This is a genomic window from Paenibacillus sp. FSL R5-0623 (assembly GCF_037974265.1).
Classification (GTDB): domain Bacteria; phylum Bacillota; class Bacilli; order Paenibacillales; family Paenibacillaceae; genus Paenibacillus.
In genome coordinates this window covers 3761824-3775353 of the sequence record NZ_CP150233.1, presented here as the reverse complement: position 1 = coordinate 3775353, position 13530 = coordinate 3761824, and the positions used below count along the sequence as shown (strand labels likewise).

Genomic DNA, 13530 nt, shown 5'->3' with positions numbered 1-13530 from the left:
TGCGTGGAGCCTACATCCTGTAGCCATACAGGGGCAGGATAATAATTTCCATTGGAATCATCATCACAACCAGCACTAGAGTGAATATTAGGTTCTAAACTTGAATCCGTTGAAGGTTAAAACTGAATTTCGTAAGCGCTTTATTTTCTATGTTACTTGCTGTATCATAAAAAATGAATTCTCGATGCCAACATGAATTTTAAATATTTCAACCTGTTCGGAGGTGCCGGATTGGACTCGCCCATCCTTCATTTCATTACCCCGCCCATTCCCTATTTTATTGATTGCGGACGTGCTTGTTACGAAGCCGGTGAATATCACATTAGCCGCAGTGACATCGGTGTCTTTGATCTAATTGTTGTTACACGTGGTTCGCTCGCCATTAGCGAGAACGGGACAGAATGGCTTCTGAACCAGGGAGAAGCACTGATCCTTAAGCCGGATGGACATCATTACGGCAGCGCAGCCTGTAAGGCGGAAACGGAAATGATCTGGATTCATTTTCAAACCTTTGGTAGCTGGAGAGAGTCTGCCAACATGGACGAATGTCTCGCCAATCAAGCCGAACTAATCGAGACACATAAGGTGAGCGCATATCTGAACCACTGTGATGTCTGTTCCATCTTCATTCCCAAACATTTGCACATTGCAATCAAAGATATGGAACTGCTGGAGCATTTCTCTCAGCTTGATCAGGAGCCTCAGTCCCTGCGCAATTGGAAACGACAGGCGACCTTCCAGCAATTTATGCAGCATCTGGATCTTGGGCTGTCTTCACTGTCAGACGTTGCCGCAATCCGGATTGCCGAGAAAGTTGAACTATACATCCGTCACAATTACCCGCTACCGATCTCCAATCCGATGCTGCAAAAGGAACTTAACTACCATCCAAACTATCTCGCACGCAGCATGCTGAAAGTGTATGGCATGACACCCATGGAATATCTGCTGCATTACAGAATCGAACAGGCCAAAAAGCTGCTGCTGCAAACCGCCTGGTCCGTTGCTCGCATCGCCGAAGAGATCGGCTTTAATCATGTATCCTACTTCTCTTCCTGTTTCTCGAAAAAAGAGGGCATCTCTCCTTCCAACTTCCGCAGCAAGTTTACCAACTCAGATAAATAAACTGACTCAATCAGAACTGATGCCGTGAAAAAAGTGTCCGCTCATCAAAGATCGCGTTATCCTACAGCGCGTATTGTGGGTCTATCGGACGCTTTCCTTTTGCATACCTTTTTACAGCAGCACTAGTAGACTTCTTCTTATTCGCTTTCGCGAATCCAAACGCTCATTTCTCCTTCATCCCGATTGGCCCAAGTGAAGTAAGGAATGAACCGAAGCTCGGCAGGCTGTATATCCCAGTGAACATCACAGCGATACAGATGTATTCCCCAGTCTTCTTGGGATACGATTCTCTGCCCAATGGTTGTAAGAGCCGGAACCCCCAGAGGCATCTGTTCCCCGCTACCGATATGAAACTCGGCATCCCGGGGCAGCTGAATGCGATGCAATCCGCGGCCATTGTCGACTTCTTCGAGACAGTACATAAACGGTCCCCGCTGGATGGCTACTTTTCCGAAAGTGGTTTTGATGTGATCATGCCCTTTCATCCGCAGCAACTCCATAGGGAAGTGAAGTTTAATCTCATCACCGGCTTTCCACGAACGGGTCACTTTTATGTAACCGTATTCAAAAGTAAAACCATCCTGTTCGCTCTTCTCCCCATTAATCCACAGCTCGGGAATCTTGCACCAGTCCGGCTTTCTCAGAGCTATCGTAAACTGCATTCCCTCTGGGGAATCAGGCCGAACGATCAGCTTCACATCTCCAGTGGAGGTATAGTCAGAGTCCATGGTTAGGGCTGCTCTCCTACCCTCAAGTGTGAATTCCCCTTCCCCTCCGATGTACAATTGTACATACAACGTAGCCTGTTCCACAGCCGGGGTATATACATATTGATCCAATGAGGCAATTAATCGCGCAATGTTCGGCGGACAGCAAGCACAACCAAACCACCCTTGCCGGCGTGTTCGCACGTGGGCATAATTTGGATTTACACGTTGCATCTTCGGATCGACTTCAAGCGGATTCACATAGAAGAAACGTTGACCATCCAGAGACATTCCACTAATCACCGTGTTGTACAGGGCTCGCTCCATAACGTCTGCGTACCGGCTATCCTGCTCCATCTGCAGCATGCGCTTCGCCCAAAAGATCAGGCCAATTGAGGCACAGGTCTCTGCGTAGGCGGTATCTCCAGGCAGATCATAATCGCCTGTAAATGCTTCTTCTTTGGCTGATGAACCAATGCTTCCAGTAATGTACATTCGCTTGCTTACGATGTTGCTCCACAACCGTTCACAGGCTTCTTTCAGCGATGTATCCTCCGTGTGCGCAGCTACATCTGCCATAGCCGCGCACATGTAAACCAGTCGAACCGAATGGCCTTCTGCTGTCGACTGCTCCCTAATAGGCAGATGGGACTGCGAGTACGTGTGTCGGTGAACCATATCCAACTCGCCAAAATGTATGGTACGGCCTCTTTGCTCCCATTCCTCTACAAAAAAATGCGGACTCGCTCCCCGCTGATCCAGAAAATAACGGCTCAGTTCCAGATATTTCTCTTCTTTTGTCGTCTCATACAATTTGAAGAGTGCAAGTTCAATCTCCTGATGTCCATCATAACCTGGCAATTGTCCCGGTTTTGTACCAAACACGGTGCCTATATGATCCGCCAGGCGAATAACCACATCCAGCAGCGTGCGCTTGCCCGTGGCATGATAGTACGCCACACCAGCCTCGATCATATGTCCTGCGCAATAAAGTTCATGACACTCGGCGAGGTTCGTCCAGCGCGCCCCAGGTTCACGCAGGGTGAAGTACGTGTTCAAATAACCATCGGCTTGCTGTGCCCGAGCTATGGTCTCAATAACAGAATCCACGAGGACTTCAAGTTCCGGGTCGGGTTTCGCGGAGAGCAGGTACGAAGCTGCTTCAATCCATTTCGCAACATCGCTATCCTGAAAAACCATGCCATAATGAACGCCCTCTTCATCCCCAGCAGCTATGCGGAAATTCCGTATGGCCCGGCTTGGTTCAGCTCCTTCGATACGGTCATTGAGCGCTTCCCATTGATAAGGAACAACTACGTTGCGGACCAGTTCAATATAATGCGACCAGAATGGATCATTGATTTTATGGCTATAACCTGATGTCTGTGGATGGTGCGAGACGTCTGGCTTTGTCATGGGAACCTCTCCTTGTTCTTTTTGATAACCTTATTTTACAAATCATTACATCAGGCTGAAATCATCATTTCCAACTGAAATTTACATAATTACAACCTTGTACATATGCTAACCTTGTAACAAATCAGAAACTTACCTCTTACAGTTCGTCTCGCTGTAAGTGACTCAAAGCCCGTTTTTGTATCTTATCGAGTTGTTTGTCCCATAAGAAATTTGAAAACTGTGCAAAATTTATGCTGCCTGTTAAGATTTAAATTACATCTTTATTCTTTAGATGTACTTCTTAACGGTAATCGGACAATGTTCTTGTCCATTCCGGCAATCGATAGAAGTTCTTGTCCTTGGCATGGACTAAAACTCGTACCGATAACATAAAAAAAGCCGCCGATCCTATTGATCAGCGACTGTTTTTGTTTTTTTGATATGATTTTCCGGGATAACTGGAGCGGCAAGTTTTAAGGCAACTTACCACTACTTGTATTACGGTTCGACGTATTATCTGTTGAGCGAAGTCGAAGGCACCCAGTAGGGTACCTTCGATGTTCTAACTGTCTCTCTTTGGCAAGTTGGATAAACGAACTCAAATCCATCAATCAACCTTGTTGGGACACTCGTTCACTGTACAGAACGTGCAAGTGCTGCAACAGAGCCGCGGAAATCGGGTTTGCCGTCAGCCGTCCACAAAAGCTCCGTCACAAATGTATGGCGATTCGGATCGTACAGCGGATCTCCTATAATGTTCTTGTACGTTCTTGCGTGGAACACAAATAGCGTCTCTTCGCCGTCCTCTGACACCGTGAAAGAATTATGACCGGGACCATACATTGAGATACTCTCATCTGTAGAGAAAACCGCTGCTTGAGACTTGCGCCATGAGTTGGCATCGAGCAAATCAGCATCCGCATCGGCTTCAAGTAAGCCCATGCAATAATTGAAATCCGTGGCGCTAGCCGAGTAAGAGAGGAATACCCGATTACCCTTGCGAATAAATGCCGCGCCTTCGTTCACTTTATAACCAATGATTTCCCAGTCATATTCCGGCATCGAAATCATCGTTTGCGGCCCAGTCAACGTCCACGGATTGCTCATTTTAGATATATACAGATTAGAGTTACCTTCAATATTCGGATCCTTTTGTGCCCATACGTAATAACGGCTTCCATTATGCTCAAAGGTAGTGGCATCGAGGGCGAAGCTTTCCCACGCGGTACGAACCTGTCCTCGTTCCGTCCAACTGCCTTCGAGCGGATTGGCTTTTTCATTCTCTAGCACGTACATCCGATGGTCGAACAAGCCTTCATTCGTATCCGTCGTGTGTGCGGCAGCGAAATACACATACCATTTGTCATCAATAAAATGCAGTTCAGGTGCCCAAATATTGGCACTAAGGATACCCGTCTCGCGCTTTCTCCAAATCACTACAGGAGTTGATGTAACAAGCCCCTCAAGGTTCTGGGCTTTACGGATTTCAATCCGGTCATACTCCGGAACGGATGCTACGAAGTAATAATAACCGTCTGAATGTCGGTAAATAAAAGGATCCGCTTTCTGCTCAATCAATGGTTGTACGTCGTGTAACACTCTTTTTTGGACTTCCATCTTATCACCTGTTTCATCATAATATTACTACCCTTTAACAGCACCTGCAGTCATACCGTCTATGAAGTATTTCTGGAAAGCAATGAACAGTATAAAAATTGGAATGATGGAGAAGAAAGAGCCGACGATCAATAGATCATAGTTATTGCCATAGGGAGTTAATAACGTTTTCAAACCGATTGGAAGTGTATACTTACTCTGATCTCCTAACACCATGAATGGCCACAACAGATTATTCCAGCTATTCATACCATTCAGAATGGCCATTGCCGCAAAGGATGGCTTCATAATCGGCATAATTAGCCTGAAATAAATTGCATACTCGTTTGCCCCATCAACTCGCCCAGATTGAATAATCTCTTTGGGTATGCTTCTTAGATATTGCCTGAAGAAAAATATTGTCGCGGCATTGGCTATACCTGGCAAAATGATTGCCGAATAGCTATTCACCATTCCCAAATCATTAATTAGGCTATACAAAGGAACCAGCAGTATTTCAAAAGGCACCATCATAATGAGCAAAACACATATAAAGAGGAAGTTCTTGCCTTTAAAATCATATGCTGCAAAACCATAAGCAACAAATGCGCTTACAAAAAGTGTTAAAACCACTTGAACGATTGTTAAAATCATACTGTTCCAAAACCACACAAAATAATCATGTTCTCCAGTAAACAGATAGATAAAATTATTAAAACTCATGATTTCAAAATCCAAACTTAGGTTAAGACCATATCTAACTAATGATTCACCTGGTTTAAAGGAAGATAGGGCAACTGCATAGAATGGAATCATAATTAAAACGAATAGTATAACGAATAAACAAATAATTACTATTCTAGAGATGAAATCACTCCTCGTCTGACTTTTGCCCACTTTAATCCTCCTCCTTTTTGAACATTCCACTAAATTTCAACTGCGTTAAATTGATAACCATAGCAATGACTAACAGAATGATACCAACTGCAGCTGCGTAACCCAGCTTATTCTGCTCAATCCCTTGTCTGTACAGATATCCAACAATGGTTAAGCCAATATTTTTGGGTGAATTGTTACCGTTAAACATCATCAGGCTCTCGGTAAACATGGCTAAACCTGCATAAACACTAATTGTCGTAACATATACCGTGGTCGGCTTCAATAATGGCATTGTGATCGTTCTAAACTTCTGCCAAGCAGATGCCCCGTCAATTGAAGCAGCCTCATAATATTCATTGTCAATGCTCTTCAAACCGGAAAGATAGTAAAGCATATTAACACCTGTCCATCTCCAACATGCGAGGATTAACAGTGCTGCCATACTCCAATTTCCGTCTTTCAAAAATTTAATAGGTTCTATACCAAATAGACCCAGGAAACTATTCATTAATGAACCTTCCATTTCACCGAATGTAAGGCGGAAAATGGTACCCGCTACTGCGACAGAAGTCAATGCAGGGAGAAAGAAAGAAGATTTAAAAAACTCTCTTCCCTTCATTAACTTACTGTTGATCATAACGGCGAATAACATTGGGAAAGGAATTAACAGCACTAAGGTTCCTAACATGTACACAACGCTATTTTTAATAGATGTCAAAAACACTTTGTCCGTAAGTAATTTCGAATAATTCGCTTCACCAATCCATTTAGGATCCTGTCCCAACATCCGATCTTGAAAGCTCATTACGAATGAATTTACAAGCGGAAAAAACCAGAATATCAAAAATATAAGTATAAATGGAAGCACAAACACATAAGGCGCAACTTTTTGAGAGTATACAAATTTCTTTATCATATTCTCAATCTCCCTTGACTAAGGTTAAACCTGCCGACTACTATACCTGCCGACAGGTTTAACCAAATCATTTACGTATTATATTTATTTCAATTCTTGTTCAATGGCTGCTTGTGCTTCATCCAACGCTTCCTTCACGTCTTGACCATCTTCAAAGATCGCGTTCAAAGTTACCGTATTGAAGATATTGCCGATGGTCGGTGAAGCTTTAACGGACTTGATCGCTTGAATTTCGTCCTTGATTTCATTCAAAGTATCAAATGCATTTGTTTTAAAGTATTGGACGTATTCATTATCAGGGTTTTTCGTAACTGCATCATCTTTCCATACTTCCATGTTGATTGGGTCAAATCCAAGTGTATTCCAGATTTCAGTAGTAGCTTCTTTCGAAAGCTTAGCAAAGGCTACAAATTCTTTGGCCAATTGAACGTCTTTACCATTCTTAGTTACAACTGTGCCAGTACCGCCTAAGCCAACGGAACGAGGATTACCTTCTTCAAATACAGGCAATGGAGCTATTGCATACTTACCTTTAAGGTCTTTCATTTCGTTTACAAAGCGGGACATGTACCACTCAGGCATCAATGCACTTGCGTAGTTGCCTTTGTTGTATTCGCCTTTTGCTTCTTCTGTGTCGGGTTGTCCACCAGGGATCGTATGAATAACATTGTTCTTCTGCAGATCGACTAACATTTCATACGCTTTAATCATTTCAGGCGAGTTCACTTTTGGATTACCATTTTCATCTGTAAAATCAGCGTTTTGCTGAGCTAGTAGCAGCGATGCTTGCCACGTAGCTGATGTATCAGCAGTACCTAAGTACTTGCCAGTCTTTTCATAAACCTTGATACCTGCTTGTTTGTAATCTTCCCACGTTTTGATTGTCTTGTAGTCAACACCTGCTTGCTCGAGAATCTCAGTATTGTAGAAAGCAAGTGTCGCACCTACGTGATAATCGAATCCATAAACCTGTTCGGCTTTGGAATAAATCTCGACACGTGAAGGAACAACAACGTCTTTGTATGGTGCAAATACATCATTCAAAGATTCCAGTGGAACGTTGTCACCTTCCAAGAATTTAGGAAATTTACCAAGCTCAATATCCGCGATATCAGGAGCACCTTTTCCGCTTGTAACTGCCAATAAGAGCTTGTTGTGCATATCATCGTAAGGCATAACCGTTACATTCAACTTAATCTGTTTGTCTGGGTTCTGTTGGTTCCATAACCCCAGCATTTTATCCAAATGCTTGCCGTGCAAATCTACGAATGTCCAAAATGATAATTCTGTTGCATTCTCACCGGCATTAGCGCCTAATTGCTGCGTTTCCGTTTTTGAACCGGAAGGATTACCACATGCAGTAAAAACAAGTGACATAATAAGGAGTGTAACGATGGAGATTAAAGCACTGCGTTTTTTCATTTGTTCGTCATCCTCTCTTTTTTTGTTATGCATTTGAAAAGTCGGCTGACTAGTTAGTTCTGTTAATTTAAGCGGTTTCAATACACCTTGGCACCACCATCCTTAACATAATTCTAACCTTTCAAAGAAAAGACCCCTTCGCAACACTTTCTCAGATTCCATATTGTAAGCGCTTTACATGCCGTATTATAATATATATGAAATAAGCTTTATATAACCAATTGATTATAAAATCATAAAGTTTATGGGGAGATGCTACTCTTTGAAAAAGCTGGCGCTCTACAAACAAATTCGAGAAAATATTATTCAGAAAATTAAATCAGGACAGCTTCGACCCACAGACCGCATTCCTTCTGAGCAAGAACTAATGGACGAATTCAGAGTAAGTAAAATAACCGTCAAGAACGCCCTAACCTCACTAGCTGACGAAGGATTAATTATACGCGTACAAGGCAAAGGCTCATTCGTCTCTTCAAGTCTTGTTGTTTCTAGCATCCATTCTCCACCATCCCAAGGCAGCGCGTCCTCCATACCGCTCATCGGCTTCATCATTCCGACGATGAGAACCCGTGTCATTCAAAAGCTCGTTGACTACACAGAACAATTCCTGCAAGAAGCCGGCCTCAACATGGTACTTAGCATCACGCGAGAGTCCTCCTCTATCGAAACAAACGTCATCCGTACACTAACGGAACTCGGTGTGAAGGGGCTGATCGTTTTTCCGACGGAAGATGAGAAGTACAACGAATCATTACTGCGTCTGTCGCTCGACAAATTTCCGTGTGTGTTCATCGACCGCTATCTGCGCAACATTGAGACGTACACCATTACATCCGACAATTACGGCGGTGCGTATAAGGCTGTATCCCATTTGTTATCCAAGAGTCATCAGCAGATTGCGCTCATCTCACCTGAAAATGCCAATACAGCCGTCGAGGATCGCACGCTTGGCTTCGAGCAGGCATATACAGATCAAGGTATCTCGATTGACAAGAGCTTGTGGTGTCACATTCCTCTCGACATTCTACGCAGCGAGCAAGCATTGGACTATGTAAGCAACTTCTTGCAGAACCACAGTGGAATTTCAGCAGCCTTCTCCTTGACTGAAGAAACAGCACGCCTTACATCCGCCGCTATCAGTCTTCTGAACGAACACTCAAATATCGATTTACTATCTTTCGATAATCCACATCTTTCAGGCGTAGCTTATGTGCAGCAGGATGAACAGGAAATGGCACGAACAGCCGTCAAGCTGTTATGTGAACAGATGGAAGATATTTATTCTCCTAAGAACGCCGTCATCCCCGTGCAACTCATCTTCCCTTGACACGACAAGGTTGCAGCCAGGCGATAGATAAACTGGGCATATTGTTTGGTTTTACCGGCGATGTTGTTCATGGTTGTCTGCCTAGAAAAGTTAGTTCATGATACAAAAAAACATACTCAAGCAAAATATTCAATTCATTTAACTTTTATGTCGCTACAGGATTCCATCATAATACTATTTAGATAATTACCTAATCCGAAATGACACAATGTTTTTGTCCTCAGCTTGGGACAAGACATGGTTCCTAAAAACAAAAAAAGCCGCTATAATAGCGACTTCAATTGGACTATGTTTTTGTCCTTCGACATTTTGTCATTCCATCACATCATCAGCTGGTTCTTCCTTGGTTTTATTGAACTAACGTTTCTTCGTTAGCTTATTGGAAAACTGTACCTTGATTCACTTCTTAAGCTAGTTCAATCACGAGGTCGAGTTCTTTATTTGGAGCATCCAAAAATCTTTCCTGTCCGTGCGCCCAGCAGCAATACAACTCTAAGTCCTCACCTATTCTCATATTGCTGCGTATATATTTGAAAAGCTCTACTAAACCGGTTATATATAATCCTGCTGCATCCTCTTCCGTATTGTAGACCTCCATAAGTTTATCATCCTTAGCGGCAGGGTTCACATTCGTAACATAAGGAAGCTCATGGCTTGCACAATATAATAAAATAGTGTCACAGTATCAACCTCATCTCCGATCTAAAACTATTTTCCAAAGCTTTTAATACCAACTATTCTATCTAACTGCTCCATTAACCCCCAGTTATCTTAATTAAAAAAGGAGCAGCTACCAACGGCAAACTGCTCCTTGCTATTACTCAACTAACGTTTCCCGTTATAATCTCATCAACAATAGCTCGCTGATGCATTACCCAGCAAAAAACAATATTTTCATAAACGGTACACTTGATAAAATTATTCAAAAGGAAGCATATATTTTGCATAACCATCTCTTTGGTTTCCTCGGTCACTTGAAATGGACGCATGTCCCAGCACCAGTCCCCATCAAGAAATACGCTGTTGCTCAATTTATCCTTCATAATTTGGCAAGTTGTTGTTTTCCTACTCCCGTTGTACCGCCAATCAGAAAAATGTTTTTCATACCAAGCCCCTCTAAACTATAGTCTCCCGATAGTTCAATCTAGATTGATGTGAATCTTGTTCATTGCAAGCCAATCAAGAGTTTTAAACCGAAGATTTTCCCCAAAACGGTTGATGGGCTCAAAATATGTCTCACGCCTTCCGAACAGAGGGCGAGTAAAATACGTCAGCATGCATATGCTGAATTTTGTCCCAGTTACCGGGATTGGTCGTGTCTGGAGTGCGGTGCTCCAGAATGGCCTGATATAGGTCGGTTTTTTGTTCTAAATGGGCAACGTGCTGTTTGGCTTCTTCAAGCTGAACGAGCGCCGCTTCTTTATGCTCCATTATAAGTGCGAAGCGTTGCGGAATGGTCGAATCCCCTTCGAGACAGAGATCGATATACTTTTTAATGAATTCAATCGGCATCCCGGATTGCTTGAGGCATTTCACGCCATGCAGCCAGTTGATTGATTCGTCGTTGAACATCCGAATGTTGTTTTGATTACGCTGTACGCTAGGCACCAGGCCTTTATCCGTGTAAAAGCGCACGGCGTGCTGGGTGAGTCCCGTTATCTGGGCGGCTTCTTTGACCGTATACATGTCAATTCCTCCTTGGAAAATAAAGTTGTGAATACGACTTGACTTCGTGTAGCACGAAGGCTCTAAGCTTATTGTAATGCAATTCAGCCGTAAGTGGAATTACCGCTGCAGTGCCCGATTCCCGGGATACGCGCCGTTTGCTATCATACATTTAAATACTAGGAGGAGTTAAAATGCAAAACGTAACATTGAACAACGGAGTTAAAATGCCGATTATCGGCTTCGGAGTCTACCAGGTTCCCGATGCTGAAGAATGCGAGAACGCGGTATATGAAGCGCTGATGGCCGGTTACCGCCTGATCGACACCGCCGCCGGTTATCTGAACGAGGAAGCGGTCGGACGCGCGATCAAGCGCAGTGGCGTACCGCGTGAGGAACTGTTCATCACGACCAAGCTCTGGGTTCAAGATGCAGGATACGAGAGTGCCAAGCTGGCGTTTGCCAAATCCTTGAAGAAGTTACAGCTGGAATATCTCGATCTATACCTTATACACCAGCCGTTCGGCGATTACTATGGCGCTTGGCGTGCGATGGAAGATCTATACCGCGAAGGCAAGATCAGGGCGATCGGTGTCAGCAACTTCCTACCCGACCGTCTGATGGACCTCATCGTGCATAACGAAATCGTACCTGCAGTCAACCAGGTTGAAACGCACCCGTTCTACCAGCAGATCGAGAGTACCGCTTTTATGAAAGAGCAGGGAGTGCAGCACCAGTCGTGGGCGCCGTTCGCTGAAGGAAAGGGCAACATGTTCGACAACGAAGTGCTGGCCTCGATAGCAGAAAAACACAACCAGTCCGTCGCCCAGGTCGTGCTGCGCTGGCTTGTTCAGCGTGAAGTCGTTGTTATTCCAAAATCGGTGAGAAAAGAGCGGATCGTCGAAAACTTCGACATTTTCGATTTTGAGTTGAGCGCAGACGATATGCAACAGATTGCCACCCTCGATACACGGGAAAGTCTTTTCTTATCCTACCACGATCCGAAATTCGCCAAGATGCTGGGCACCTTGAAAGTCGATCTGTAAACCTTGATCGAACCGTAAACTCATCAGGATTGTACACTCATCTATTAAGAAAGGACAGGCCGCCGCTGTCCTTTTTTTTTGAATTACAAATTCTAAAAATAGCAAAACTGCAGCTAGTAGTGTAACGAAATCTATCTAAGCAGGTAACACACAGAAGCACCAAGATCTCCCGAACTATCTTGCCCGTTAGTTGAATAAAAGCAGCCGATTGGTCAGCTGCTTTGTTTGTTGTATGAGCTATCGTTTCCCGTTAGTTTAATGAATTAACGAGGAAAAGAACCGTTTAGTTTTAATGCCTAATCGGTAATCGGACTATGTTCTTGTCCCTCGACAAATCACTAAAATGAAGACAAATAATGAAATGATATGCAATTTTACTGATAATCTAAAAGTACATCCATCCACTATTCACATTGCGTTTATCATTGTCTTGAAGATGTACATAAAACCTATGAAAATTCCACGAACTCCCAAGTCGTAAAGTTCTCCCTTGACTACATTCAGATTGGGGTGCGTCATTTCAAGCTTTTGTGGATTGCGAGCATAAGCCGTTACGAAGTGTCCGCGCTCAAGCGCCTGACGGACGATTTCTCGTCTGGTTTTACCCGTACAGTCAAATACTGTGATGTTCTTGTTATCCACCTCCACATCTTTGCAAGGAAGCAGAAATTATCACAAATGTTAAAACAGAATGGTTTCGGGGGTAACACCCTTAGGATACTCTTCTTCCCATACGTTTTTCTCTACATAGGCCTGGTACCACATCTCGGCAATTACATCTGGATCATTAATTGCGCCAGTACCCGACTCCTTGATTAATAAACCTAAAGAGCGGTGGCCCACAAAAATCCCTTGAGCAGACAATGAAGTATGAAGATTAGCAACATAATTGCGTAACCCTGAAAGAGCAATACCGATATTCCCCATCATGGACACAGGGTACATGGCGGATAATCCTGAGGTAAAGAGCAAGGCTCCCTCTTTCCTGGCGAGCATATCAGGGAGAACAGCATTGACGACATGGATGGCACTAACCACATTCGCCTCAAATGCGTCCCTGGCGTTCTCCACCGTTAACTCCAATACAGAAGTCGGAGGATAATTGCCTGCTGTTGGACTGAATTCCAACACATCAATCGGACCATACTTTTCTTTCATGTTGGTCATAGCCTGTTGGTAGGAGTAATTTGTCTCTGGATTGTTGAACCGGAGAACTACAGGGTAGATAACTTTATCGAGCAACTTAGAGAAATTCACTATTCTAACATGGTTGAATTGCTGAAGGATACTTGATAATAAACCAAATTAAATGGTAAACGTATATAAATCATATCTGTATATGTTTCACCATATTTTGGATGTGGTCGTTTAAATAAATTCGCAGATTGATGTATAAATTCGGTTTGGTCGTTCCTCTCAGAAGAAAAGAACAGTGCACCTTTTGCAGAG

At 43.5% G+C, this 13530-nt stretch carries 12 protein-coding genes; 3 read left to right on the top strand and 9 right to left on the bottom strand.

The window, feature by feature from the left end; genetic code table 11:
• Nucleotides 1-192: 192 nt before the first annotated feature.
• Nucleotides 193-1125, top strand: a complete 933-nt coding sequence (locus MKY92_RS16485) for a helix-turn-helix transcriptional regulator (protein ID WP_260632768.1) — start codon at nucleotides 193-195, stop codon at nucleotides 1123-1125.
• Nucleotides 1126-1262: 137 nt separating this feature from the next.
• Here MKY92_RS16485 and MKY92_RS16480 read toward each other — a convergent pair whose 3' ends face one another.
• From MKY92_RS16480 to MKY92_RS16460, 5 genes are all read right to left on the bottom strand, one after another.
• Nucleotides 1263-3248, bottom strand: a complete 1986-nt coding sequence (locus MKY92_RS16480; protein ID WP_339296945.1) for a beta-L-arabinofuranosidase domain-containing protein — start codon at nucleotides 3246-3248, stop codon at nucleotides 1263-1265.
• Between the two features lie 615 nt (nucleotides 3249-3863).
• Entirely contained in the window at nucleotides 3864-4847 is a 984-nt protein-coding gene (locus MKY92_RS16475) for a family 43 glycosylhydrolase (protein ID WP_339296944.1), read from the bottom strand.
• A 27-nt stretch (nucleotides 4848-4874) separates the two neighbouring features.
• The gene (locus MKY92_RS16470; protein ID WP_339296943.1) at nucleotides 4875-5723 is read right to left on the bottom strand and encodes a carbohydrate ABC transporter permease; all 849 of its coding nucleotides are present in this window, start codon (nucleotides 5721-5723) and stop codon (nucleotides 4875-4877) included.
• Between the two features lies 1 nt (nucleotide 5724).
• Nucleotides 5725-6621: a sugar ABC transporter permease gene (locus MKY92_RS16465; protein ID WP_221821455.1), complete on the bottom strand. Its 897-nt coding sequence runs from the start codon at nucleotides 6619-6621 to the stop codon at nucleotides 5725-5727.
• An 84-nt stretch (nucleotides 6622-6705) separates the two neighbouring features.
• Entirely contained in the window at nucleotides 6706-8043 is a 1338-nt protein-coding gene (locus tag MKY92_RS16460; RefSeq protein ID WP_339301817.1) for an extracellular solute-binding protein, read from the bottom strand.
• Nucleotides 8044-8305: 262 nt separating this feature from the next.
• Between MKY92_RS16460 and MKY92_RS16455 the strand changes: the two genes are divergently transcribed.
• Nucleotides 8306-9370, top strand: coding sequence for a GntR family transcriptional regulator (locus MKY92_RS16455; RefSeq protein WP_339296942.1), 1065 nt, complete (start codon nucleotides 8306-8308; stop codon nucleotides 9368-9370).
• Nucleotides 9371-9776: 406 nt separating this feature from the next.
• Here MKY92_RS16455 and MKY92_RS16450 read toward each other — a convergent pair whose 3' ends face one another.
• Both MKY92_RS16450 and MKY92_RS16445 read right to left on the bottom strand, forming a co-directional pair.
• Nucleotides 9777-9968, bottom strand: coding sequence for a hypothetical protein (locus MKY92_RS16450; RefSeq protein WP_339296941.1), 192 nt, complete (start codon nucleotides 9966-9968; stop codon nucleotides 9777-9779).
• Nucleotides 9969-10606: 638 nt separating this feature from the next.
• Nucleotides 10607-11056, bottom strand: a complete 450-nt coding sequence (locus MKY92_RS16445; protein ID WP_339296940.1) for a MerR family transcriptional regulator — start codon at nucleotides 11054-11056, stop codon at nucleotides 10607-10609.
• A 173-nt stretch (nucleotides 11057-11229) separates the two neighbouring features.
• Between MKY92_RS16445 and MKY92_RS16440 the strand changes: the two genes are divergently transcribed.
• Nucleotides 11230-12081 carry an aldo/keto reductase gene (locus MKY92_RS16440; RefSeq protein ID WP_339296939.1) on the top strand — a complete coding sequence of 284 codons (852 nt, stop codon included), beginning with the start codon at nucleotides 11230-11232 and terminating at the stop codon, nucleotides 12079-12081.
• A gap of 408 nt (nucleotides 12082-12489) precedes the next feature.
• On the opposite strand, the gene MKY92_RS16435 is transcribed toward MKY92_RS16440, so the two are convergent.
• On the bottom strand, nucleotides 12490-12723 hold the full coding sequence (locus MKY92_RS16435) for an NAD(P)H-binding protein (RefSeq protein ID WP_339296938.1): 234 nt from the start codon (nucleotides 12721-12723) through the stop codon (nucleotides 12490-12492).
• Between the two features lie 39 nt (nucleotides 12724-12762).
• Nucleotides 12763-13239: an SDR family NAD(P)-dependent oxidoreductase gene (locus tag MKY92_RS16430; protein ID WP_339296937.1), complete on the bottom strand. Its 477-nt coding sequence runs from the start codon at nucleotides 13237-13239 to the stop codon at nucleotides 12763-12765.
• Nucleotides 13240-13530 lie beyond the last annotated feature (291 nt).